The organism is Sediminibacillus sp. JSM 1682029, assembly GCF_041366435.1.
GTDB classification, from domain to species: domain Bacteria; phylum Bacillota; class Bacilli; order Bacillales; family Amphibacillaceae; genus Sediminibacillus; species Sediminibacillus terrae.
The window spans coordinates 248,486-274,079 of record NZ_JBEWYY010000005.1; the positions used below are offsets into that span (position 1 = coordinate 248,486).

Consider the following 25,594-nt stretch of genomic DNA (forward strand, 5'->3'; position numbering starts at 1 on the left):
ATCCTTTCTCATTACCGCACAACGCTTTATACAAAGTGACCAGGTATGGACACTTTCTTATACATGCCGTTACCTTTCCGGCATTTAACGATATGGTTTACTTTGATTACTTTTCCTTTGGCGACTGTAACCTCGGGAATAGCTTTATGATATCTGAAATTGTGCGGTTCATCAATGGATTGGTTTTCTTGGAAGAGGAACAAATTGTAGTCAGCACTGGCATGCGGTATTAATTCGCCTTTATATGGAGAAATTCCTGTCTTTCTTAACAGTTTTTTTGACAAGGGCAGTTCTAACTCTGATGGTTCGACGAGGGTAAGATCAAGTTCAGAAGCAATGTTCGTCAGGTCCAAGGTTTGTTGCCTGTTGGCCCGTTTGGAGGAAGAAAGCATGATGAGCGGTATTTTTGTGAGACTTTGAGCCTGATGAATCCATTCCCATTTTATCTCTTGTCCATTCTTGACAGAAGTCTGTTCAACAAGGATGAACGGGACTTTCTGCCTTCCGAAAAAACGAACCATTTCCGGATGTACTTGCGACAAAGGTATCCTTGGGACAATCATATAATCAATCGGAGACTCTGCCAGCTTCTTCCGGAAAGAGATGAAATTTCTTTTATAATCGCTATGAGTGAGGATCGGCAGTTGACAGAGCAGCAAAGTACATCCTCGATAGATAAACTTTTTTAAATTCGTCCCCAAGGATGCCTGTTGATAAAAAGGCTCTTCTATATCTAAGTACACCTTTCCAGGACCTACCCAAAATTGTCTGGTATTCATTTCCCTTGCCGATGTATTGCCATTGATTCGGCGGATGAATCTATCATTTTCTATCATCATGCTTTTTGACTGCCACCCATCTTCGTCATAGACATGTTCATTATAAAAATAGTAAGCCCCCATGTTTGTACACCTCCAACAGGATTTATACACACTATGAGGGCAATTGGACAACTATGAATGATCTTTTGTAACTTTTTCTAGGTGATCAAAAAAAGCGGGATAGGAGATATTGATACAGTCGGGGTCGTTCAACGTTACTGCCCCTTTTGTCACAAGTGAAGCTATTCCGGCCATCATTCCGATACGGTGGTCTCCATATGAATCGACCGTTCCGCCGTGCAGGGGCGTACTCCCTTTAATGATCAATCCGTCTTCTGTAGCATCCACTTTCGCTCCCAATTCCTGCAGTGTTTTGGCAACAGCTGCAATTCTGTCCGTTTCTTTATAGCGCAATTCTTCTGCATCACGAATATGTGTTTCCCCTTCTGCCTGAGTAGCCAGCAAAGCCACGATCGGCAACTCATCAATCAAACGCGGTATTAATTCTCCGGAAATGACAGTACCACGGAGCGGGGCATACTCGATTCGTATATCACCCAATGCCTCCCCGCCGTTCACTTTTTCATCCAGAATAGTAAGTTTCGTCCCCATTTTCGAAAGGACATCCAGTATCCCGGTTCTCGTCTGATTAAGGCCGACCCGTTTGAGAAGGAGAGAACTTCCAGGCACCATGGCTGCCGCCACGGCAAAGAAAGCAGCAGATGAAATGTCACCGGGTACTTCCACGTTTGTACCTGTCAGCTTCTGTCCCCCGTCGATCGATATCCGTTCCCCATCGATGTCGAGTGTGGCACCGAACCCGCGCAGCATGGTTTCGGTATGGTTTCTGGTTTCGGTTTTTTCCGTAACAGTGGTTCTGCCATCCGCCAACAAACCTGCCAACAAGACACAGGATTTCACCTGGGCACTTTTTACAGGCGGTTCATAATCTATAGAATGAAGCTTTCCACCTCTTACTGCCAAGGGGAGCAATCTTCCGCCTGATCTCCCATCGATTTCTGTTCCCATTTGTTTTAAGGGGACCGTCACACGATCCATCGGGCGCCGAGACAATGAATCATCTCCATATAAAACAAAATGATGAGGCAACCCGGCCAGAACTCCCAACAATAGGCGGGCAGTTGTTCCCGAGTTCCCCAGGTTGATAGGCTGGGAAGGCTCTTTAAGAGCACTTTTCCCCTTTCCATATACAGTGATTTTCCCCTCTTCCACCTCAATGTGTACACCCATCGCACGAAAAGCATCAATAGTCCTGAAACAATCTTCTCCACGCAAGAAGTTTGTAATTTCTGTAACCCCTTCTGCTAGTGCACCGAAAATCACAGCACGATGAGAGATCGATTTATCTCCTGGAACTGCCAATTCTCCAGACAGTGGAGAATTGGCAGAATGGAAAGTTCGCTGAGCCATTTTCTCTTCTCCTTTTACTCTTGTATGGTGGTTTCGTATCCTTTTCCTGTTAAAATCCGATCACTGTCTTGCTGAGAAATTTTATCAGGGAAACTTAAGCGGAGAACGCCTGTTATTCCTTCACGAATCTCCAGTATTTCGATATTGTTTATACTGATTTGACTGGAGGCCAAAAGTTGTACTACCTTAAGCAAGGCTCCCGGTTGGTCGCGAATATCGACATAAAGATCGTAAAAGGCCGGAATCGCCCCTTTTTTCTTTGGTGCCAGTCCATCCCGGTACTCCTTTGCCTGTTCTAAATAATCATACATCATTTTCCGATCCCCGTTATCGAGCAGTTCCTTCAACGAGCTCATTTCAGAAATCCAATCCTCCAGCAAACCGGCCATACCCTGACGATTGTGAAAAAAGATGTCCTGCCACATTTCGGGATTGCTGGACGCAATCCGAGTGATATCCCGGAAACCGCCGGCAGCAAGTTTTGGTATATACGGATGCGTTTCCTGCCAGTTCTTGGCCTGATGGACAAGCGAAGATGCAATCAAGTGAGGAAAATGCGAGATAACACTGGTCATTTCATCGTGTTCTACCGGATCCAATGTCATGAACTTGCTTTTTGTTCCCATCAGCAAGCCTTTCAGTTCTTCCACCTCATCATCTGTACAGTTATACATTGGCGACAAGACATAAATGGCATTTTCAAACAGATGGACTCTGGCAGCTTCAATCCCTTTCTTATGCGAACCGGCCATCGGGTGACCGCCAATGAATCGGATAAACGGTGAAGTCAGCGATTGGGCCGCTTCCATAATCGGTCGTTTGACAGAAGAAACATCGGATACAATCACTTCTTTATCCAGCGAAATAGTGTCTAGCCGCTGAATAAGCCGGATGGTCGTCGATACGGGAGCCGCCAGGATGATATAATCCGCCATGCGGGCTGCCTTTGCAAAATCCTCCTGTCCTTCCTCTATAATCCCATTCAGCAGGCAATACTCTAGTACGGAAGAATCGATGTCATAGCCAATTATACGGTGTTTGCCTGATTGTTTGATTGATAGTGCGATAGAACCGCCGATCAATCCAAGACCGGCGACCAAGACCGTTTTATTCACTGTTTCTTCCCTTCCTTTAAAGAGGTCAAATATTCACTTATATGCGTCTCAAGTTCTATCATATCTTCCCGATCGCCGATGGTGACACGGATTCCTTTTGGATGGCCCAGAGCATCTCCTGAACGGACGATGAATCCTTTACTGAGTAAATGTTCAAACATTTCATCGCCGCTTACAGGCAACTTGACAAAAAGAAAATTCGTCTGTGAATCATAGTAATCCAGCCCTTCTTGATCACAGAAAGCCATAAATTGTTGCTTGTTTTCAATGTTTTTTTCTACAGATTCCTGCAAGAACCGCTCGTCCTCCAACGCAATCAGAGCTGCTTTTTGAGCGGTGGATGTAGTATTGAAAGGACCACGGGTAATATTGAGCAGTGTGGCGATCTCCTTGCTTGCAATTCCATATCCGATACGTAATCCGGCCAGCCCGAATGCCTTGGAAAAAGTTCTCAGCACAATCAGATTTGCGTACGTTTCCAGCTCTTTGACCGTATCTGGAGCATCGTCTGTTTCGATATATTCATAGTAGGCTTCATCCACTACGACCAGTACATGGTCTGGACAATTCTCCATTATATAACGGAAACCTTCCTTATTAATCAAAGAACCAGTCGGGTTATTCGGAGAACAAAGCCACAATATTTTGGTCTCGTCATCGATTTGGTTCAGCATTTCCTTAAGGTCATGATATCCATCCACTAAAGGCACCTCCCGGACTACAGCACCTTCAATCAATGCATTGTGTTTATATTGCGGGAATGTCGGATGAGCCATCACTGTATTTGTTCCTTCATCCAGATAGGTCCGGCTGATGATTTCCACTATTTCATCAGAGCCGCATCCAAAAATCAGCTGTTCACCATCAATTCCGAGCCTCTCGGCCAGTCTTGCACGGAGAACGGTGGAGTAACCATCAGGATATATTTCCAGACTTTTGATCAGTTCAGGCAAGGCCTGTTCAACATTTGGTGAATAGCCAAATGGATTTTCATTGGAAGCAAGCTTGATTATTTTCTCGAGTCCGTATTCCGCCTTCACATCTTCTATTTGTTTACCTGGTTTGTAGGGCCCCATCCCTTTGAATACTTTTTTCGCTAACATTACTCCGTCTCCTCTCTAACGCAACAAATCCGGTCTAAGCTGGACCGCCTGGTTATGATAGATATGCTGAACTTCTTCCTGTCGCGCATGACTGTTAACAGTCATCATAACACGAATACATTTTGGAAGACTATTTGGAACCTCTATTTCTTTCATACACATGACAGGTACATACTTCCATCCACTTATCTCACGAAGGGCCTTGGCGGGAAAACCAGCATTGATGTCTGCTGTAGCAGATATCAGGACGGTTGCAATCTCGCCCGGTGATATCTTATTGGTCTCCGCCATCTCCATGACCAGTTCCTTTGTGGCAGCGACGATTTCCTGCGCATCATTTTCCGATACAGTCGTAGCTCCTCTGATTCCTCTAATCAATTCGTCACCAACTCTCTGAAAAAGTCACTTGCAATCTTGAGCAGTAATTCATCATCTACTTCCTGTACGTCAAGCTGACCTATTTTTTTTAACAATACCATTTGTATCCGTTGGTTTCTTGATTTTTTGTCTATCTTCATTCGTTCAATCAATTTTACAATGTCTAATCCGGAAAACTCCATCGGATAGTTGTTTTTCTTCAGCCAATCATACAGCTTGTTTATCGGCAATGATACTCCGTAAACAAGCTCACTCACTTTCATGGCAAACAGCATTCCGACAGCAACAGCTTCTCCATGGGTGATGCGGCCATATCCCAATTCTGCTTCCAATGCATGGCCGAGTGTATGGCCAAAATTCAAGTATTGCCTGATCCCGTTTTCCTTTTCGTCTTTTTCGACAATTTTAGCTTTTACTTTTATTCCTTTAACCAGATGCTCCATCAAAATGGAACTAGAAAGCTTATGAATTCCTCCATGCGCCAGGACACTCTCAAAATAATCTATATCGCTAATCAGTCCATGCTTGACAACTTCTGCATAACCGGAACGGATTTCCTGTTCAGGAAGAGTATAGAGCGTTTCTACATCATAAATCACTGCCTGAGGTGGATAAAAGCTGCCGATCAAATTCTTCCCTTCCGGGTGGTTGATGGCTACCTTTCCACCCACACTGCTGTCATGCGCCAGAATGGTCGTCGGTACCTGTACATAATCAATCCCTCTCATATAAGTAGCAGCAACGAAACCAGCCAAGTCTCCAACAACACCACCGCCAAGCGCTACGATTAAAGAATGGCGGTCAAGCTGACGCTGAACGCAGTCGGTTATCAAATCGAAATAAACTTCTTTGCTTTTTGATGCTTCTCCAGCTGGGACAATCGAAGTAAAAACTCTTTGTTCCGCTGCAAAAGCCTCTCTTACATCCTCCAAGTAAAGATCGGCGACAGAGCTATCCGTCACAATCATGATGGTCCGGTATTCTTTCGGGAGAAAGGAAGGAAGCTCATGCCTGATTTTCTCTCCAATGTGCACATCATATTGATTGGTGTTTGTTTCAATGGTGAATGAATTCATTTAAAACTCCCTGATTTCTTTCCTGTAAGATTCGAGCGCTTCTTTCAGTTTAGGAAACTGATCGTGAGGAAACTGTTCCAACAGCCCTTTCGCCAGTTCGAATGCGACGACATGTTCCATTACGACAGAGGCGGCAGGCACTGCACAAGCATCCGACCGCTCGATGCTTGCAGAAAAAGGTTCTTTTGAATCGATATCCACGCTCTGCAACGGCTTATAAAGCGTAGGAATCGGCTTCATCACCCCTTTTACGACGATTGGCATCCCGGTCGTCATTCCTCCTTCAAAACCTCCCAATCGGTTAGTCTTGCGGAAATATCCCCTATCTTTCTCCCAGCCAATTTCATCGTGTACCTCACTTCCATTTCTTCGCGCAGCCTCGAATCCGATACCGAATTCGACTCCTTTGAATGCGTTAATGCTGGCTACACTACCGGCGATTCGCCCGTCGAGTTTGCGATCATAATGTACGTAGGAACCGACGCCAGCCGGCATTCCTTCCACGTATACTTCACATATACCTCCGATGGAATCGCCCTCTTTTTTTGCCTGATCGATTGCATCCATCATTTCCCGTCCTGCATCTTCATCCAGACAGTGCACAGGTGATTGTTCTGAGATTTGCTTCCGTTCTTCCATTGTTAGTTCAGGTTTGTCTTGAGCTTTGATACCCGCTATTTCCTTTACGTAGCCAACCACTTGGATATCCAACTGAGCGAGCAGCGTCTTTGCCACTGCACCCGCTGCCACTCTGGCCGCTGTTTCCCGGGCAGAGGACCGTTCCAGGACGTTCCTGATATCCCGGTGGCCATACTTCATGGCACCGTTTAAATCTGCATGCCCCGGCCTCGGTCTGGTTACTGTCCGGCGTATTTTCTGACCTGCCGGAAACGGATCTTCTCCCATAATATCTTCCCAATGCTTAAAATCGTCATTATGTATCACCATTGCTATTGGGGAACCCAGGGTATACCCGTGGCGCACGCCGCCTGCTATTTCAACCAGGTCTTTTTCAATCTGCATTCGTTTTCCTCTGCCATGCCCTTTTTGTCTGCGCAGTAACGACTCATTTATATTTTCTTTCGTTAAAGGAAGCTGGGCAGGAAGACCTTCAATAATGGTGGTTAATTGTTTGCCATGTGATTCTCCGGCGGTTAAATAGCGCATGAATATACCTCCATATACATTTTAATTTTGTACTACTATATCATACCTTGTAATTCTTGTGGACAGTAAAATATTCAGAAAACGCTTACAATTCTGAGTTTATCTTCCCTCTTGATGCCAGAAGAGATTGAGACAAACCATAAATCTTTTCATTAGAACTGAATGATACAGGATAGGATCCATAAAAAAACTTCCGCTGTCTGTGAAAGATGGCAAGCATACAACTCAGACAAGGCATTTCGCTTCCACTATATCGGTCATAAAATCCACCAAAGTACTCATCAAAAAACAGCCTGAAAGGAAGACTTTTCAGCAACCTTATCTTATAGGAAAAAAACCGAACAAATTCGAATCATTAAGATTTCGAATTTTGTCCGGTTTTTCCTTTGGTCCGCTATGCTTTTGTCCCAACTGCTCCGCCAGAACCGTTACTGCTTTTGATAAAAGAAATTGTCGACGACCTGTAAACCGTATTGTTGGGGCTGAAAAATCTGCTCTGTACTGCCAACAAAAAACAAGCCATCCTTATTCAGTGAATTGCTGAAATTTTGATAAACAGTTTGTTTTGCTTCCTCGGTGAAATAAATTAACACATTTCTGCATACAATCAAATCCAGATTTTGTTCAAATCGATCAGACAGAAGATTATGCTTTTTAAATTGAACCAATCGCTTTATGGAATCGTCTACCCGGTACAAAGGTCCATCCTGATGGAAGTATTGTTTCTTCACTGCTTGTGGAACTTCCTTCAACGACCTTTCCGGATAAATGCCTTTTCTCGCTCTTTCTAATACAGCTTCATCCAAGTCGGTTGCAAGAATGGAAATATTGGCAGGGTCCATATATTGACTTAGAATCATGGCAATCGTGTAAGGCTCTTCCCCTGTCGAGCAAGCAGCACTCCAAACCTTGAGTTTTCTTTTCTTGTTCAAGAGAGACGGCAATAATTTTTTCTCTAAGACATCCCATCTTGAATAGTTCCTGTAAAACTCTGAAACATTAATCGTGACCCTGTCCAGAAATTCCTTAAGCATCGTTTGATCTGCGGACATGGCATGATAATAGGAGACAAAATTATTAAAGCCTCGCTTCTCCCTTAGCGTGTTCAAACGTCTCTTCATCTGTACTTCTTTATAAAGATGTAAATCCAAACCGGTTTTCTTATGTATTAAAGCAGTGAACTCCTGATAGTCTGTCATTCAACTTTCTCCTCTTCTTCCACCCATGATAATTATTATCCTAATGAAATTTAGTAGATAAGTAAACAAAAAATAGAAAATTTTACAGAAAAACCGGAAATTTCAGCGATGAAAGGTAGAAATATGAGCAATGAAAACGGACATATAGTGAAAATGAATGTGTAAATTCAGTCCGCATTCATGGAGCGAGGGCAAGATGTGGAAACACCGCCAGGAACAGTACGAGTTGAATATCCCGCAAAAAAAGCGGTTGGTGCTTTCGGAGGAATAAGCTGAAGCAGTGCCCTTGGAGTGTGTAGTATCTTGCCATGGGGTTTTGAAGCAAGCATCATATAACAGGGTAAGGGAAGTATCGTTTAAAAAACCGAGCGGATCCGCTCGGTTTTGATTTACAGGCCTTGCTTTTGTCCCGGCTACTTTTCGTTATTACTCGATCAGTTCTGCGAGTCAAACTAATACAACCAGCTTTTATTAATTTTTTCATATTGTAATAGTTCCCGTTCCTCGAAAAACAAATTGATTTCACGTTCGGCGCTTTCAGGAGAATCCGAACCATGGATGATATTTTTACCGACCGTAACCCCGTAATCTCCTCTGATTGTCCCAGGTAATGCTTCTTGCGGGTTCGTCTTTCCCATCATTTGCCGGGCCGCAGAGATCACTTCATCGCCTTCCCACACCATCGCAAATACAGGAGATGATGTGATGAAGGAAACCAGTTCATCGTAAAACGGTTTTCCCTTGTGTTCTCCATAATGCTCTCCGGCTAACTCTTCACTGATTTGCATTAATTTCGCAGCCTTCAATTGATAACCTTTCTTTTCAAACCTTTCGACAATGGCGCCGATTAAATTTCGCTGTACTCCATCAGGTTTAACCATAACAAAAGTTTTTTCCATTACTTCCACCTCTTCGCGATAATTTGGTATGTATGAAAGCGCTAACCTAGTAAAGTCTATCAAATTATTGCAAAAATTACAATCGCAATTAAGATTTCCGCTTGCCGATATATTTTGCTATATCCTTCAGCGTCTGCTTGGCTTTGATATCCGGAAGTTCATCAAGTGATTGATAGGCTTTCCTTAAATATTTCTCACTCAACTCATACGACTTATCAATGGCTCCTGAAGCTTTGATCCTTTCGATAAACGGGCGTATGTCATGATTGGTCAATCTTGAAGGGTCATCAAACAAGGTTGTCAAATCTGACCGAAAAACCGGATTTTCCATCGCATAAAACACCGGCAAGGTGAGGTTTCCTTGCAGCAGATCGCTGCCAGCTGGCTTTCCAAGCTCTTTTTCTGTTGCAGTGAAATCAAGTATGTCATCGATAATCTGATAGGACATACCAATGTTGTATCCATAGCGATAAAGTGCTTTTTCATAGTGTTCCGGAACTTCTGCCGCGATGGCGCCGAGCCGGCAGCTTGAAGAAATCAACAACGCGGTCTTTCGCTTGATCCGGCGCAAATAATTCCGCACGTTCTGGTTCACGACATATTTATCTCGTATTTGTTCAACCTCTCCTATGCATAGTTCCACAATCGTTTCAGATAGCTGCTTATGAGCACGGGGTTTTTCCAAAGAGGTCAAATATTCGAGCGAACGGGCGAAAATATAGTCGCCTGTGTACATAGCCACGCGGTTATCCCACCTTGCTTTAACGGTCGGCTCCCCCCGGCGCAATTCAGATTCATCGATAACATCGTCATGGACAAGAGAGGCCATATGTATTAATTCCATCGAAACGGCGATTGTCTTCATTCGCTCGATATCATAGTTCCCGAATTTAGCGGCCAACAATACGAATACAGGGCGGAGACGTTTACCCCCGGCCTGTAATAACTGCTGGGATGCATCCCTCAGAACAGGATGTTTAGCGTGGATGGTCTTGTCGAGAGCTTTTTCGATTTGATCCAAATCTTGTTTTAAATAAGAATAGGTCATTGCTAATTTCATGTTGGTCACCTTTGCATTAAGTTTGAGATGGCTTTTCTCCCATATGCATAGCGGCTACTCCACCTGTATAGCCTTTCATTTGCACATTGGTCATACCAGAATCCAGAAACATGGTCCGCAGTTCCTGTTTTCCCGGAAAATCTTTTGCTGATTCATGAAGCCAGGAGTACTCATCATAGCTTTTGGCAAACATCCTGCCGAACAATGGCATGATAAAGCGGAAATAAAAATAATAGACTTGCCGGAATCCAGGTGCAGTGGGTTGTGATGTTTCCAGGCAAACCACCTTGCCGCCAGGCTTCACAACTCTCGTCATCTCTTTCAGCACTTGCATGTAGTCCGGGACATTGCGCAAACCAAAACCGATTGTTACAAAATCAAAGCTGTTATCGTCAAAAGGAAGCTCCATGGCATTTCCGTGAACAAATTCCAATTGCTCGATACGTTGTTCCTGTTGTTTAGTCCGGCCGACTGACAACATGTTTTTGCTGAAATCCAAACCGACAACTTTGCCCGATGTTCCTACAGCGTCGGCCAAAGCCAAGGACCAATCTCCCGTACCGCAACAGACATCCAGTGCTGAGTCTCCTTTTCGGACATCCATCCGCTTCATAACATCCTTCCGCCATGCTTTGTGCCTTTGAAAAGAAATGATGGAATTCATGACATCATAACGGTTATATATTTTTTCAAAAACGTGGTGGACACGCTCTTCTTTTGTTTGTTGATTCATTGCGGTCAACCTTCCTCCACAATTTGTGAATTGTTTCCCAAATATTCGTAAATGATTTTATTCGTATATGTTTTCAATGACTGAAAGTGGACCGGAAGCTGGGACAGTGTTTCTTCCACTCTGGAAAAACTCAGCTGGATGAATTGCTCGACCGTATTGACGATTTGATTATAGTGAACATTGTGTGCAGGCCCTTTAGTCAACAAGTCGAAAACAGGTGAATGTTCCTGTTGAAGATAACTATGTTTTTCCTTTATCAGCTTTCTCGTCAGGAGCCAATTACTCGTAAATTCATTGACCGCAGAGCGTTCAAAGTATTCAGCTACACGCCGGATCAGCAATGACTCAATTTGCTTCAAGGCATCCATGAATTCCTCAATCGATTCAAATTCTTTATAATAGACTGTCATCTTGAGTTCATTGATTTCTTTAATTGCAGATGCCAGAGTGTGAATCATCGCTATATCATCAAGCTGGGATAAAAAATAATAATATAAACCGCTGAAATAATCGCCGGCAAGGACTGTGAGCTGCCTTTGCTTCTTCGTGTGGTCGGTTTCGTTTCTTTCCTCATGCTTGGCCACCAAATCATGTGTGTCCAATGCTATTTGGACTAACATGACAGTTATTATGTAATTTTTCTTCTTTGTCTCCGAATATGTAGTGTTTTTGACGATAGAGGAAAGAATATATAATTTATCTTCATCGATGACGGGCTTTTGAATATACTTCTCCAAATAGGAATGTTGTATCTTCTTTTCAATCGCTTCTTTTATTTCCCCAAGCGGCATATTCGATATTTTCAAAGTGATCACCCAAGCCCTTTCATGCATATTCCCAATCTTGTCTAATCTATAGTATAACATAACTCCAGCAGGTTATCGCCTAAAGTACCTCGGCAATTTGTCTGAGATGGAAGGGCAAGTGCAGGAGAAAATAGACAAAAATAAAAAGGGTGCTTAAATCGCACCCTTTTGCCCTTATGTAAATTATTTTACATTATCTTTCAGGGCTTTACCCGGTTTGAAAGCCGGAACCTTGCTTGCAGGGATTTCAATTTCATCACCTGTTTGAGGGTTGCGTCCTTTACGTGCAGCACGTTCGCGCACCTCGAAGTTTCCGAAACCAATCAATTGTACTTTCTCACCGTCTTTAAGTGAATCCATGATAGATTCAAAAACTGCATCAACAGCTTTTGTAGCATCTTTTTTAGAAAGATCGCTTTTTTCTGCGACTGTGTTAATTAGTTCAGTTTTGTTCATGACATTCACCTCCTCCCAATGTTTACTTACCTGTTTCGAACAATGAAGTCATACTTCCATTTGTTCACAATAATTAAGTATTTTATACCTCCGTCATCTGTTAAAAAGATGACATGGCTTATAATAAACGAGTTTTAGAGGAAATTCAACAAAAAACAGCAACTTTATTCAATTTTTGTGCGCATTTCCTTTATTTATTAAGCCCGGGCATATTTGGATAGTATCACAGTTGAATACTGTCAGCAAGCAGTTTTATGGCTATTGAAGAAAAAAATCAAAAAATAGATGAAATTTGTTGCAATTTAAAGCAATAAATTCTCATCAGGTTTCCTTTTGGATGTATGAAGAAGTTTCTTTTCTCAGCCGCTTTTTCCTGATTAGACATTTTTCGCCCTGAGCATACAAAAAAGCGGCCTTGAGCAAGCCGCTAAAGAATGATTGCTATTAGTCCGCCGGAACCTTCATTGATGATCCGTTCCAGCGTTTCTTTTAATTTATACCGGGCATTCTCCGGCATAAGGGACAACTTCGCTTGTATTCCCTCTCGGACAATAGAGCTCAGTGATCTTCCGAAGATGTCCGATTCCCAAATAGACAAAGGGTCTTCCTCGAAATCCTGCATGAGATAACGTACCAATTCCTCGCTTTGTTTTTCTGTTCCGATGATTGGGGCAAACTCTGATTCTACATCCACCTTGATCATGTGGATGGATGGCGCAACAGCTTTTAGTCTTACACCGAAACGGGAACCCTGTCGGATGATTTCCGGTTCATCAAGCACCATATCTTGCAGGGTCGGAGCCGCAACACCATACCCGGTTTGTTTGACCATTTGCAGGGCTTCTGCAACCTGATCGTATTCCCGCTTGGCATTGGCGAAATCCTGCATCAATTGCAAGAGATGGTCCTTTCCTCTGATTTCCTCGCCAACAATTTCTTTTAACACCTGGTCATACAAGTAATCCGGGGCCTGCAAATCGATTTCTGCTACCCCTTCGCCCATTTCCATTCCTGCCAGCTTCGCTTCGTCGATATAGTCATATTCACTGAAATTCCCGACAACTCGGTCGACATCCCTCAATCTTTTGATATCCCTGACTGTTTCCTGTATAGCTGATTGGTAATTTTCCCGTAGCCAGTGTTCTTCATTCAATACCATCACCCAGCTCGGAAGGTTGACATTGACTTCAAGTACAGGAAATTCATACAGAGCTTCGCGCAGCACATTATACACATCGTGCTCTTCCATGCTCTCCACACTCATTGCCAAAACCGGTATATCATATTTTTCTGTTAATTCCTGTCGCAATAGTTCTGTATCCTGCTTATATGGCTGGACAGAGTTGATGACCATGATAAACGGTTTGCCTACTTCTTTTAATTCTTCCACTACTCTCGCTTCAGACTCTAAATAATCTTCACGGGGAATTTCACCAATCGTTCCGTCGGTAGTGACGACTACACCGATAGTTGAATGTTCTTGAATGACTTTTCTGGTACCGATTTCGGCCGCATCATGAAACGGAATCGGCTCCTCATACCAAGGTGTGTTGATCATTCGCGGGCCATTCTCGTCTTCAAAACCTTTGGCTCCCTTGACCGTATATCCGACGCAATCGACGACCCGGACATTCACATCAAGACCTTCATCCACTTGGATGGACACAGCCTGATTCGGTACAAACTTAGGTTCGGTAGTCATAATGGTTTTCCCTGCCGCGCTTTGCGGCAATTCATCCTGTGCCCTTGCCCTTTCCCCTTCATCCTGGATGTTCGGCAAAACGACGAGTTCCATAAACTTTTTGATGAAGGTCGACTTACCTGTACGTACAGCACCCACTACTCCCAGGTAAATATCTCCATTGGTCCGTTTCGAGATATCCTTAAAAATATCTACTCTTTCCAAAAAATCCCCTCCCGGTCTACTTCGCCATAGAACGTTACGAATCTTTGACATTTAAATTCTATGACGTTGTCCTATCAAAATATGACTTGTTTAATTGAAAAAGTTGAAAATAAAAAGAAAGGAAAGCGCAAGGGATGGTTGCAGACATTTCTCTCGACTGAAGGCCAAACAATTTATCAGATAAAAACACTCGGCCTCGTCTTCCAAGCTTCTGATCAATCCTCACAACAACGCTGGACAGGCTGGTGACATGGATGCTTGCAAAATAAATGTCGCTGCCTTACACAGCCACGAAGTTGCTGCCTCCTTTATGTAACATACAAAATCCCTTGCCACATTATATGCAGCAAGGGATAAAGTATTCGAAGACAGTTTCACTCCGCAGTCGTTAATTCAGTTGCGAACACAGGCTCTTCTCCTTCAATCGTGTATGGTAGCGAATAAGCCGGAACGAAAGGCTTGTTCTCGGGCAGAATATAGCGTATATCCTCCCCATTTTCATAGTTATGTTCATACGATTTCATCGCTTCATACAGATCCGGGCGGTAATCGACATATACTTCTCCGTCTACGTTCATCACGAGAGACAGATTCTTCTGTGAATAAGGACTTTGAATCTGCGGGGTTTCCTCCAGGCCAATTTTATCATAATTGATTTGGTATATCCCATCGGCTATCTGTTCGCCAAACGGAGGATACAGATGTTCATCACGATACAAATCGACTTGCCTCCTGACAGTCCGTACCTGCTGGGCAATTCGCAAATCGATAAGTTTGACCTCTGGATTTTCTTCCGGATTAATCAACACATACTGATAAATGCCGCCATTTTCGAAAGCTGTTCCAGGAATACTGGAGATATATCCTCCTTGTTTTAGGGCGGTGAAATCGAGCAGGTATTTTTGAAAAATCGGGGTATCACTCGGTTTTGTTTTTATTGGGACAAGCCCATTGTTATCTTCTCTATACTGCGTGACAGCATGCTGTATCGTTTCAAGTTGCACCTCATTGGGCACTTGATTCTTCGTAAGTTGATCATTTGGATACAAGCAGCCGCTAAGTAAAAGCGTCATAACCATCAAGCCTACAGCCATGAACCATTTCATTTCTAAATCCTCCTAAACAGCAAAGCGCTAAAATAGCTGAGACGCTCTGTTTCCTTATTCAATCAGCCAGTCGGCCCGCTAAAGACAATATAAAAAATAATCAATCCGCCGACAATTAAAAATATATAAGCAAGAAGGGCCACGATGCCGGCCAAAACACCCTTCAGTTTATATCTGCTAAGTAAAATCAGACCAATAGCCAAAAACAAAAAAATAATTCCACCGAAGGAAATATACATATTCAACATGGATTCTGACAAAATTCCCACTCCTCTTCATACATTCGGACAAGACAAATATGCATTAGATATTATAACATAATCCATTTTCAGCAGTTATGTAAAAAAGTAAAAATTTTTGGTTCCCTGTCAAATGTGGTGGTATGATTCTTCTTCCACCCTCTCTTTATCGAAAGGCTCATTCTAAAAAAGCCATTTTACTCAGACTGCAGAGGAAAAAAATCGCTTTCCTTGGACGAACACCCGAGCCTCCTGGCAAAGCCCGCTGCGGGGTCTCGGCCGCCCGTTTTTCCGCGGGAGTCTCGCTTATTTCCTCTGCTACGCTATTTCGCTCTATAGATCCATTTCAACCGCTTGCTGCCATGAAATTTTAAGCTTTAATCGTTGGTGTCAGCAACTTTAGGGGAACAAAGAGAGAGAAAATGGGTGCATTTCTTTGCACCATACAGGAACACCCATCACGACAGCGGACACCAACACATTCAGTATAGAGCCAAATTTTTGCTGGCAAAAATGTACTTAACCCTGAAAAAACACAAAAAACCGAGGTAGAAGGGGCAGATCTACCTCGGTGCGACTAAATAATACCCATTGCGGCTCTAAAATGAATGCTTGTGCGATTTATATTATGCGAGCCTTATCCACTTTGTATCATCACTTTGCCCAGTGTCTGCTACTTTTTAAACAGCTTCCCAAGCGAGTTCATATCAGCTGGCATTTTGTTGCCTGTAATAGACTTGACGATTTTATCCTCTTTTTCTTTCGAAATAGGCTTATCTGCCATTTTGGCTAATTGCTTGACCAGCCTTCGAACCGTTTTTTCATCTGAAAAGTCCGCGTTTTTCACAGATTCTGCCACTTTGAAAATTTGATCAGGCTTGATATTGGAATTTTTCTGGATCTGGTCAAACATATTTTTTTGAAAGTCGCTCACGTTCATTCCTCCTTGCCTTCGTCTTCCCAACATTATATGCAAGGGGAGGAACAGCGTGTTAACCAGAAATACGATTATTCAAGATTGCCGAAAGATCTTCCATTTCCTGACGCCTTACACGCGTCATCAGTTGGTCCACTACATCTCTTGGAGCGGCGTCTTCAAACAGGATACGGAACAACCCATCGGTGATCGGCATGTCGATGCCATGTGACTCTGCAAGCTGGTGTGCAGCCTGTGTGGTCCGTACTCCTTCGACCACCATGCCCATATGCTCCAAAACATCATCAAGTTTTTTTCCTTTACCCAGCAGATTTCCAGCCTTCCAATTTCTGCTGTGTACACTGGTACACGTGACGATCAAATCCCCTACACCTGTCAAACCTAGAAAAGTGAGTGGATTTGCTCCCATGGATGTACCGAGTCTGGCAATTTCAGCAAGACCCCTGGTTATCAAGGCTGCTTTGGCATTGTCTCCATATCCCAGACCATCGGAAATCCCTGCACCTAGTGCAATAATATTTTTCAACGCTCCGCCTAACTCCACTCCAATCATATCCGGGCTTGTGTACACTCGTAAATTGCCATTAATGAACAAATCCTGAACCTTTTTCGCTTCTTCGAGATTCTCTGATGACGCTGTCAGCGTCGTCGGCTGTCGTTGACTTACTTCTTCCGCATGGCTGGGGCCTGACAGAACGACGACTTTATCGTATAGATGATCCGATAACTCCTCGTCGATCATTTCTGATACCCGTTTAAAACTGCCCGGTTCTATGCCCTTGGTTCCATGTGCGATCGTGACCTGCCGATCCAGAACCTTGTTCAGTTGACGGCATACGTCTCTTATTGCTTTGGTCGGAACCACAAGGAGCACGGTAGAAACCCCCTGCACAGTTTCACCTAAGTCATGAAAAGCTGTAATTCCTGACGGCAGCTGCACTCCTGGCAGGTAACGTTCGTTTTGTCCTGTTTCATTGATTGTAGCTGCCTGGCTTTTTTTATGAGACCACAAGCGTACTTCATGTTCATTGTCGGCAAGCACCATGGCGAGCGCCGTCCCCCAGCTTCCCGCTCCTAATACTGCGATTTTTTCCACGGAATCTCCTCCTTATTTTCTACGTCTTGCGAAAATTTTTATTGGGGTGCCTTCAAATCCAAAGGCTTCTCTGATTCTGTTTTCCAAAAAGCGCTCATAAGAGAAGTGCATTAATTCCGGATCATTTACAAATACAACAAAACTGGGTGGTTTGACAGCGACCTGAGTCGCATACAAAATCTTCAGTCGCTGTCCTTTGACAGTCGGAGTCGGATTCATTGCCAAAGCATCCATGATGACATCGTTCAAGACATTGGTCTCGACACGCTTAGCATGGTTTTCACTTGCCTCCAGAACGCGCGGAAGCAAGGTGTGAATCCGTTTTTTTGTTTTCGCCGACAAGAATACAATCGGTGCATAGTCGAGAAATTGGAAATGCGCTCTGATTTGATCTTCAAATTCTTTCATCGCCTTTTCGCTTTTCTCCACAGTATCCCACTTGTTGACGACGATCACAACGGCTTTCCCCGCTTCATGTGCGTAACCGGCTATCTTTTTGTCTTGCTCGATGATACCGGTTTCGGCATCGATCAAGGTTAAAACAACATCTGAACGTTCAATTGCCTTCAATGCTCGCAAAATACTGTATTTTTCAGTAGTTTCGTAAATTTTTCCGCGTTTTCGCATTCCTGCTGTATCGATGATGACGTAATCCCTGCCATCCTTTGTAAACGGTGTGTCGACAGCGTCCCGTGTCGTCCCGGCTATATCACTGACAATGACACGCTCTTGATTGAGCAGTGCATTCACCAAGGAAGACTTGCCGACGTTCGGACGGCCGATAAGACTGAAGTGGATGGTTAAATCGTCTTCTTCCGCTTGTTCAAGTTCTGGGAAGTGTTTCACCACTTCATCAAGCAAATCACCCAAACCCAAACCGTGTGTTCCAGAAATCGGGAAAGGTTCGCCAAATCCAAGCGAATAAAATTCATAAATTTGATCACGCATTTCCGGATTATCTACTTTGTTGACTGCCAGTACGACAGGTTTATTCGATTTAAACAGCAACTTGGCCACTTCCTCATCAGCTGCTGTAATTCCTTCCCGGCCATTCACCATGAAGATGATCACGTCAGCTTCATTGATGGCCACTTCCGCCTGCTCGCGCATTTGTACAAGCAGTGGTTCATCCCCGATTTCGATTCCTCCGGTATCAATCAGGTTAAAGTTGGTGGTCAACCACTCCGCCTGTGAATAGATACGATCTCTGGTTACGCCGGGTATATCTTCGACTATGGAAATTCTCTCTCCGACCAGCCGGTTGAAAATGGTCGATTTACCAACATTCGGACGGCCGACTATTGCTACAATTGATTTTCTCATGAAAGGTTCATCCTTTCTTTCTACTATAACTTCTATCATTTTGTATAAAACCGAAGGCTCTAACTTTTCTATTTTAGCAAAAGAGGAATTTTTAAACAACGCTTTTCGGTACAGCAAGGTCAAGCTGGTTTCTATTATGCAAAAAAGTTGTATATCAATGTTTGACAATGATATACAACTGATCACTTAGTGCATGGCTGATCCCGTCCAGAATCGCTTCTAAATTAGCTGCCACTTTTTCCATCTCTTCCTGTGTGTCGCACAGAAAGATGGGTGCTCCCCCGTCGATTTTTTCTTTGTTAAGGGTGATGACTGCCAATATCGCTTTTTCCATTTTCATTCGTTGTCATCCCCCTTTTTGTTCGCTTTTGATTCGGAGGGCATCCGGATTGCATTTTCCAAAACCGGAACTGCGCCGATTATTCGTTTAGCCTTGTCGATATCCTTATCCTGCGGCAAAATAAAAACTCCGATACGGCCATCATCCAAATCCCGCTTTATCAAGGGAACCAGCGCCGGCGTACCGGAATCCCGAAATACTCCCAGAGACACAGAGGCATCGTGAAGAATGGCCTGACGCTGTCCTAAATTGGCGATCGTCGAACGTACATTGAAATTTTTCGGAGTGAGGATAAATCCCATTCCGTACTTCAAAATTTCTTCCTGCCGTTTGGGCAGACCGATATTCATAATGTAGATATTATCGACATATAATCCCGCACCTTCGAAATGAAGCTCATGATGCTCGATGTCGACCAATTTTTTCAAAGTAGCTCCGCTCATGAATTTCCTGATGATGAGATAGCAGACAAGAGAAGCAAGAATGGCGATCCAAACATTCCATACTAAATAGGTTAACGTAGCAATAAAGGATGTGAAAATGACCAGATAATTTCTCCCTTCAAATGCAACTGCTATTCCTTCTATGTATGTATTTCCCCTGGGCACCAATTCGTAAGCGTCCAATTCCGTCAACGTATTTCGCTCCATATTCCGAACTTCACGAAATTGCGATGCAGCAATGGTCAGAAACGTGACAGCCGTAAACTCTTTTTCCATAATGGCGGGAACAGCTACGGTGCCGAGCGATGCAGCGATAAATCCTAACGATATATGGATGACCTTGCCATGCAAATATGTCGGGTATTGCCGATAGTCTGTCCGCAACATGACTAGTCTGGCCATGGTCCCGACCACTACACCAAATAAAATCGGATAGGTATATTCATTCATGATTCCACCTCATTTTGAGCTTTCTTTCTATAGTTTGAGCAACTTGATCCAACTTTTGCTTTGCAACTAGGGTTAGTCTGAGTAGAATGATGAAAGCTATACCTACAAACAACAAATCAAAAAATGAGTGTTCGCCGATCGATGGATGAAAACCATAACTGTTCATGATCAACCCATGGAGTATTTCACCACTGGTAATACCAAGGCACCAAACCATACACTTCTCGATCAATGTTTCAGTCAAGAAAAAAAGCAAGACAAGTCCTATAACCGGAATCATTAACAACCGGGGCACAAACAGCCAAATCGGACTGATCATTTCCCAAAGCAGAATACCGACATAACAAAATGTCATGCACAAGCTGCCAAACAATAGCAAAATCCAATCCTTTTTCTTTGCGAGATAAAGAATCCCGGCAAAAAAAGAAACCACTGTAGCGAGGTTCAACTTACTATCCCATACAGTTATGTTGGTGTTTGAACAGGTTAAAAGCAAAAGAATCACAAAAGAAACATAAAATCTTGTACGATTCTTTTTCAGTAAAAAAGTTGTGGTTATCCATAACAACCAGCAAATCCAATAAAACAACAATCCTTCCACGGGCTTCACCTTCCATTAGCATTATGGCTTTCCGAAAGTATTTTTAAACCCGCAATCTATCAAGCACAAAAGAAAAGCGAGGCGTCATGCTCAGCCCCCGGACAAACTCAAGTAAACTTTCAGAAGCTTTATGCCACGCAGTGGATGGATTAGTCCCTCGAGGGAGTATGCTGGAGCTGGAAGTTTCTGCATTTGTACTTTCTTAAGAAGTGGCCGGGACAAAAGCATGGCCATCAAAGCAAAAAACCGAGCGAATTCGAAATGTCATTCCAATTCACTCGGTTTTTGACCTTGATATTCCTAGACAGACTTCTTATTATCCTGTTATTTGATGGTGTTTCTTATCGCTACGGTAGATATTATGTGTTCCACGCGCACGGCTACCACTTCCTCAGAAAGCACCAACCGCTTTCTTGCGGGATTTTCAGCTCGTACTATTCCCGTTGGAATCTCCGTTGCGAAGTACCTCGCCGTAGTGGAGATTCGCCCTTTAGAACGGTTTTTACTAACAAAAACCCGAACGAATGGTGAAATCGTTCGGGTTGCTTTTTGGTCACGATACTTTTGGTTACTAAGCTTTTCTACCGCTTTATGTTGCTCTTTTTTCTAGCCATTCCTTTAAATATCCTGTGACGACATAGGGTTTGCCAGCCAGTTGTTTCGGCTGCCTGCAATTCAAAAGCATCATGATGATCCGCAATTCCTCATGAACGGCACCGATGCGATTCAACAGCGCATCCATCCCATCCTCCATCAGCACTTTGAGCAAGCTGCCGGCCATACCAAACCCTTCGGCTCCAAGTATCAATGATTTAGCACCGTCCATCCCGTTCCGTATGCCCCCCGAAGCAAATAGATGAGTATCAGGCAGCACTTCCCGGATTTCTTTGACGGATGCTGGTGTAGGAATCCCCCAACCATCAAAAACGGATAGAGGGTCTTTCCTACGACGGTTTTCCACCTTGGAAAAACTGGTTCCTCCCTTTCCGGCAGAATCCAAATATCGAACCCCTAGTTCCCGCAATTTCCTGGCAGTCTCTTTTGATAATCCGTGCCCTACCTCTTTCACAATAACAGGAACAGAAATGCCTTGCACAATAGATTCGATCCTACTTTCCATGTTGCGGAAATTCCGATCCCCTTCTGGCATGATCAATTCTTGCAAAACATTTAGATGGATTTGCAATGCATCCGCTTCCAGCATATCCACAGCACGTTGAGCTTGCTCTACTGTCGACTCAGTTCCGACATTTGCGAAGATGATTCCATGGGGATTCTCTTTTCGGACAATACGGTAAGAAGGCTCTTCTGAAGGATCTTTTAACGCCGACATCTGGGAACCGACAGACATGCCTATACCAGTCACGGCAGCTGCGGCGGCTAATTGGCCATTTATTTTTTCCGTTTTGCTGCCGCCACCCCCAGTCATGGCATTAACAAAAAGGGGCGAACTTAAAGCAAGTCCGCCCACATTCGTCTGAAGATCGATATCTTCCCAATGGAGAGAAGTGACACTTTGATGGACAATCTCCATGTCATCAAAAGGACTCCAGCCCTCTTGATTTGATTCTAACGCATATTTAATATGCTCTAATTTTCTTTGTTGTCTGCTCATCCATTTTTCACCATCACTTATACTTGTCGAGCTTATCTCCGATCATATCCCCTAATTGAAAGCCAGAGTGATCTTCTTCTTTTTCATATTGTTTCAGTTCAGCTTGATCCTGATCGCGCTCCAGTTCTTTGATACTTAAAGACATGCGTTGATCCTGTTCATTCACATCAAGCACCTTTACTTGAACCTCTTGTCCCACATCCAGTACTTCCTGTGGAGTACCGATATGCTGGTTCGAAATTTGGGAAATATGGACAAGTCCTTCTACTCCCGGGAACACTTCGACAAATGCGCCAAAGTTCACGAGCCTCTTCACTGTCCCTGAAACTACAGAACCAGGTTGTACCTTTTCTTCGATACCATCCCACGGTCCGGGCAATGTTTCTTTCAAGGATAGAGAGATGCGCTCATTGTCCCTGTCGACAGAAAGCACTTTGACATTGATTTTTTGTCCTTCTTCAACGACATCCGAAGCTTTTTCCACGTGCTGATAAGATAACTGAGAAATGTGGACAAGTCCATCGATACCTCCGATATCCACGAACACACCAAAATCAGTCAGCCGTTGAACAGTGCCTTCCAGTACTTGCCCTTCTTCAAGAGACTGAAGTATCTCCTGTTTGCGGTTCGCTTGTTCAGCTTCAGAAACTGCGCGGTGGGAAAGTATCACCCTGTTTTGCTCGCGATCAAGCTCCACCACTTTCAGGCTTAATGCTTTATTTTTGTAGTCAGAGAAATCTTCCACATAATATGTTTCTACAAGAGAGGCCGGGATAAACCCGCGCAGTCCCACATCGACTACTAAACCACCCTTAACCACATCTTTCACTTCTGCTTCGAAAATTTCGCCGCTGTTGAATTTTTCTTCTAAGTCTTCCCATGCTTTGTCAGCATCGACTGCACGTTTGGAAAGTACAACTTCATCATCTTCTACTTTTTTCACTTGTAGTGTCAACTCATCGCCTTCAGCCACTGCATCTGAAGCTTTTTCCACATGCAGGCTGGAAAGCTCACTGATAGGTACAATCCCTTCCACTTTATAACCGATGTCAACGAGCACTTGTTTTTCCTCTACTTTAACTACCTTTCCTGTCACCTGATCACCGGTAGATAGCTGTTGTAAATCTGAAAATTCATTGTTCATTTCATCCATAAAGAGACCTCCTTCAATTTCCGACACAACCAATCTTATGAAATGCCTTTTTTCTAACTTCTAATATTTACCCATTTTTGTCAAGCGATAGACAGTGAACGCTTACCGATTTTCATCAATCAGTTTTTGGATTTCCTGCATAATCACTTGGGTAACATCCTTTGCTGATATTTTATTTTCCCGATATTGTTCCATTTCAATCGGTTTTCCGTAAACAACTTTTAATTGTTTGAATGGTTTATAAGGGCCGATGATGGCACAAGGAACAATGTATGCCTTCGATCGGAGGGCAAAAAATCCCGCCCCCGCCAAACCTTTTCCGACTTCGCCGGTCTTGTTCCGCGTCCCTTCAGGAAAAAGTCCTAGAGTGTTTCCTTCTTCCAGAATGTTCAAAGCCTGACGCAAAGCGTTCCGGTCTTTCATACCCCGCTTGATTGGAAAAGCATGCAGCCTGGTCAACAATCCTCCTAAAAATGAATTATTGAATAATTCCTCTTTAGCCATGAAATAAATATCCCGCGGGGACGTAATGCCAACCACCGGCGGATCAAAATTAGAAATATGGTTGGAGCAGATGATCACCGGGCCTTCATCGGGAACATTTTCTGCACCGACTACTTTAATCCGATATATCGGGTAAAGTATAGCAGCTACAACGTTCTTAGCAAAAGTATATAGACTCATAGTTCAAAATCCTCTCTAGCTTTTTCTCGCATTCCCTACCACTTCCAAAATTCGATCCGCAACCCCCTGAATGGAAAGAGAAGTAGTGTCGATTTCCACCGCGTCCTCCGCTTTGATCAATGGAGATGCTTCACGCTCTGAATCCAGTTGATCTCTTTTTTCAATTTCTCTTTTTAATTGCTCCAGGTCGGAAGCAAACCCTTTTTCCTTATTTTCTTTATGTCGTCTTTCCGCTCTCTCTTGTACCGAAGCCACTAAAAATATTTTGACCTCGGCGTCCGGAAGTACATGGGTGCCAATATCTCTTCCGTCCATCACTACGCCGCGTTTGGCTGCAAGTGCTTTCTGTCTTGAAACCATTTCGGTACGTACTGCAGGGTGTTTCGCCACCACCGAAACCTGTCCGGTAACCTGCTGCCCCCTGATTTCGCGGGAAACATCCTTACCATCCAAAAGAACGCTTTGACCATTGTTTGATTGCTGTAAATCAATCGTTGTTTTTTGCAACAATTTCAACAGGGCTTGTTCATCTTCCAGATCAGTGCCTTTTTGGATTGCCTTATAGGTAAGGGCCCGATACATCGCTCCTGTATCAATATATACGTAAGATAATTCTTCAGCGATTAATTTTGCAACTGTACTTTTCCCTGCTGCTGCGGGGCCGTCGATTGCTATGGCTAGTTGATTTTGTTCCATTTGTTACTACATTCCTCTCTTGCTATGATATATGTATGATTTCTTTAGCTGTCAATTAATTACGAATTCCCTTTCTCGTATCCAGTCCGCGTCTTCTTGCTTCAAGCTGCTTCTCGAAACAATATCGGATAATGGACTGTCGATTCTGTTCATCTATTTCTTCGAATCGGACAGATAAGAGTGGGCGTTGTCCATCCGGCCGGTCGTGGGTGCGGATAGCCTCCGCTTTTACCTTAACATACGAAATTTCCGTCGATTCCATTGGTAAGACAATCAATAATTCCAATCGTTTCTCCGGAAGAATCTCTCTTCCGGGCGGCAGTACAAGTGACAATCCGCCTCCACTTATATTTTGTGTGATGGTGGTAAAAGGAAGCAGTTCCTTTTCTGGATCATGTACAGAAACATCCACAGCTGATTCAATCCGCACATACTCTCGCCGCTGAACCTTTTTCAATTGACCTGCTCCTGGATAGTTTAACACAAGTGTCGGGATTTTTAACTTCTTCTTGTCTTTTAACTCGGTTTCAAAACTATACACCGTATTTTCCTCACCGACGAAACTTGCCGTGAAAATGGTCCCTCGTTCAAAAAGATTCGTTCTTCCGGAAACTTGATGAACCGGATAATCCACATATAAAAAACTTCCTTGTTGTTCAACTACCTTGCATCGATAACGCTCTACTTCATTAGCCTTCTCTATCTCTAACGTGAGCGGTGTGCCGATTTTTATCAAAGGATCCGCCTCTCTTTATCTTTTA

At 43.6% G+C, this 25,594-nt stretch carries 27 protein-coding genes; all 27 read right to left on the reverse strand.

Translation table 11 applies throughout. The annotated features are described in order from the left end of the window. Window positions 1-26: 26 nt before the first annotated feature. Complete coding sequence (locus tag ABVF09_RS10945; RefSeq protein ID WP_026771252.1) at window positions 27-902, reverse strand: hypothetical protein; 876 nt, start codon at window positions 900-902, stop codon at window positions 27-29. A 51-nt stretch (window positions 903-953) separates the two neighbouring features. Beyond that, window positions 954-2,252: a 3-phosphoshikimate 1-carboxyvinyltransferase gene (gene aroA / locus ABVF09_RS10950; protein ID WP_371069194.1), complete on the reverse strand. Its 1,299-nt coding sequence runs from the start codon at window positions 2,250-2,252 to the stop codon at window positions 954-956. Between the two features lie 14 nt (window positions 2,253-2,266). Then, window positions 2,267-3,367, reverse strand: coding sequence for a prephenate dehydrogenase (locus ABVF09_RS10955; RefSeq protein WP_026570129.1), 1,101 nt, complete (start codon window positions 3,365-3,367; stop codon window positions 2,267-2,269). Next, window positions 3,364-4,470: a histidinol-phosphate transaminase gene (hisC, locus tag ABVF09_RS10960; protein WP_371069195.1), complete on the reverse strand. Its 1,107-nt coding sequence runs from the start codon at window positions 4,468-4,470 to the stop codon at window positions 3,364-3,366. Before hisC ends, ABVF09_RS10955 begins: the two co-directional genes overlap by 4 nt. A 15-nt stretch (window positions 4,471-4,485) precedes the next feature. Then, window positions 4,486-4,848 (reverse strand): chorismate mutase, encoded by a 363-nt coding sequence (gene aroH / locus ABVF09_RS10965; protein ID WP_026570127.1) that lies wholly within the window; start codon window positions 4,846-4,848, stop codon window positions 4,486-4,488. Next, window positions 4,845-5,924 carry a 3-dehydroquinate synthase gene (gene aroB, locus ABVF09_RS10970; RefSeq protein WP_371069196.1) on the reverse strand — a complete coding sequence of 360 codons (1,080 nt, stop codon included), beginning with the start codon at window positions 5,922-5,924 and terminating at the stop codon, window positions 4,845-4,847. The genes aroH and aroB overlap by 4 nt, the downstream gene beginning before the upstream one ends. Next, window positions 5,925-7,091, reverse strand: coding sequence for a chorismate synthase (gene aroC / locus ABVF09_RS10975; RefSeq protein ID WP_026570126.1), 1,167 nt, complete (start codon window positions 7,089-7,091; stop codon window positions 5,925-5,927). It lies immediately after the preceding gene. Between the two features lie 428 nt (window positions 7,092-7,519). Then, a complete protein-coding gene (locus ABVF09_RS10980) occupies window positions 7,520-8,290 on the reverse strand; it encodes a CheR family methyltransferase (protein ID WP_026570125.1) in 771 nt (256 codons plus the stop codon). A 452-nt stretch (window positions 8,291-8,742) separates the two neighbouring features. Further along, window positions 8,743-9,189: a nucleoside-diphosphate kinase gene (gene ndk / locus ABVF09_RS10985; protein WP_026570124.1), complete on the reverse strand. Its 447-nt coding sequence runs from the start codon at window positions 9,187-9,189 to the stop codon at window positions 8,743-8,745. An 88-nt stretch (window positions 9,190-9,277) separates the two neighbouring features. After that, window positions 9,278-10,249 (reverse strand): heptaprenyl diphosphate synthase component II, encoded by a 972-nt coding sequence (gene hepT / locus ABVF09_RS10990; protein WP_026570123.1) that lies wholly within the window; start codon window positions 10,247-10,249, stop codon window positions 9,278-9,280. A gap of 16 nt (window positions 10,250-10,265) precedes the next feature. Continuing rightward, the gene (gene menG / locus ABVF09_RS10995; protein WP_026771247.1) at window positions 10,266-10,982 is read right to left on the reverse strand and encodes a demethylmenaquinone methyltransferase; all 717 of its coding nucleotides are present in this window, start codon (window positions 10,980-10,982) and stop codon (window positions 10,266-10,268) included. Between the two features lie 5 nt (window positions 10,983-10,987). Beyond that, the gene (locus ABVF09_RS11000) at window positions 10,988-11,797 is read right to left on the reverse strand and encodes a heptaprenyl diphosphate synthase component 1 (protein WP_026570121.1); all 810 of its coding nucleotides are present in this window, start codon (window positions 11,795-11,797) and stop codon (window positions 10,988-10,990) included. 174 nt (window positions 11,798-11,971) lie between these two features. Continuing rightward, a complete protein-coding gene (locus ABVF09_RS11005; RefSeq protein WP_035426707.1) occupies window positions 11,972-12,244 on the reverse strand; it encodes an HU family DNA-binding protein in 273 nt (90 codons plus the stop codon). 427 nt (window positions 12,245-12,671) lie between these two features. Next, window positions 12,672-14,150 carry a stage IV sporulation protein A gene (spoIVA, locus tag ABVF09_RS11010; RefSeq protein ID WP_026570119.1) on the reverse strand — a complete coding sequence of 493 codons (1,479 nt, stop codon included), beginning with the start codon at window positions 14,148-14,150 and terminating at the stop codon, window positions 12,672-12,674. A gap of 374 nt (window positions 14,151-14,524) precedes the next feature. Beyond that, the gene (locus tag ABVF09_RS11015; protein WP_371069197.1) at window positions 14,525-15,256 is read right to left on the reverse strand and encodes a hypothetical protein; all 732 of its coding nucleotides are present in this window, start codon (window positions 15,254-15,256) and stop codon (window positions 14,525-14,527) included. 62 nt (window positions 15,257-15,318) lie between these two features. After that, entirely contained in the window at window positions 15,319-15,516 is a 198-nt protein-coding gene (locus tag ABVF09_RS11020; protein ID WP_026570117.1) for a DUF2768 domain-containing protein, read from the reverse strand. 652 nt (window positions 15,517-16,168) lie between these two features. Continuing rightward, a complete protein-coding gene (locus ABVF09_RS11025; protein WP_026570116.1) occupies window positions 16,169-16,429 on the reverse strand; it encodes a stage VI sporulation protein F in 261 nt (86 codons plus the stop codon). 58 nt (window positions 16,430-16,487) lie between these two features. Beyond that, complete coding sequence (locus ABVF09_RS11030; protein WP_026771245.1) at window positions 16,488-17,528, reverse strand: NAD(P)H-dependent glycerol-3-phosphate dehydrogenase; 1,041 nt, start codon at window positions 17,526-17,528, stop codon at window positions 16,488-16,490. 12 nt (window positions 17,529-17,540) lie between these two features. Further along, window positions 17,541-18,851 (reverse strand): ribosome biogenesis GTPase Der, encoded by a 1,311-nt coding sequence (der, locus tag ABVF09_RS11035; protein WP_026771244.1) that lies wholly within the window; start codon window positions 18,849-18,851, stop codon window positions 17,541-17,543. 154 nt (window positions 18,852-19,005) lie between these two features. Then, window positions 19,006-19,191 (reverse strand): capping complex subunit for YIEGIA, encoded by a 186-nt coding sequence (locus ABVF09_RS11040; protein WP_026570113.1) that lies wholly within the window; start codon window positions 19,189-19,191, stop codon window positions 19,006-19,008. Next, the gene (locus ABVF09_RS11045; protein WP_153462738.1) at window positions 19,188-20,084 is read right to left on the reverse strand and encodes a YIEGIA family protein; all 897 of its coding nucleotides are present in this window, start codon (window positions 20,082-20,084) and stop codon (window positions 19,188-19,190) included. Before ABVF09_RS11045 ends, ABVF09_RS11040 begins: the two co-directional genes overlap by 4 nt. Then, the gene (locus ABVF09_RS11050) at window positions 20,077-20,685 is read right to left on the reverse strand and encodes a YphA family membrane protein (RefSeq protein WP_026771243.1); all 609 of its coding nucleotides are present in this window, start codon (window positions 20,683-20,685) and stop codon (window positions 20,077-20,079) included. The genes ABVF09_RS11045 and ABVF09_RS11050 overlap by 8 nt, the downstream gene beginning before the upstream one ends. 589 nt (window positions 20,686-21,274) lie before the next feature. Beyond that, window positions 21,275-22,300, reverse strand: a complete 1,026-nt coding sequence (gene fni / locus ABVF09_RS11055; RefSeq protein WP_371069198.1) for a type 2 isopentenyl-diphosphate Delta-isomerase — start codon at window positions 22,298-22,300, stop codon at window positions 21,275-21,277. 13 nt (window positions 22,301-22,313) lie between these two features. After that, window positions 22,314-23,453 carry a 30S ribosomal protein S1 gene (gene rpsA, locus ABVF09_RS11060; protein ID WP_026570110.1) on the reverse strand — a complete coding sequence of 380 codons (1,140 nt, stop codon included), beginning with the start codon at window positions 23,451-23,453 and terminating at the stop codon, window positions 22,314-22,316. A gap of 102 nt (window positions 23,454-23,555) precedes the next feature. Further along, complete coding sequence (locus ABVF09_RS11065; RefSeq protein WP_026570109.1) at window positions 23,556-24,137, reverse strand: lysophospholipid acyltransferase family protein; 582 nt, start codon at window positions 24,135-24,137, stop codon at window positions 23,556-23,558. A gap of 15 nt (window positions 24,138-24,152) precedes the next feature. Further along, a complete protein-coding gene (gene cmk, locus ABVF09_RS11070) occupies window positions 24,153-24,833 on the reverse strand; it encodes a (d)CMP kinase (protein WP_153462742.1) in 681 nt (226 codons plus the stop codon). A 55-nt stretch (window positions 24,834-24,888) separates the two neighbouring features. Further along, window positions 24,889-25,569, reverse strand: coding sequence for a flagellar brake protein (locus tag ABVF09_RS11075; protein ID WP_026570107.1), 681 nt, complete (start codon window positions 25,567-25,569; stop codon window positions 24,889-24,891). Window positions 25,570-25,594: the final 25 nt, after the last annotated feature.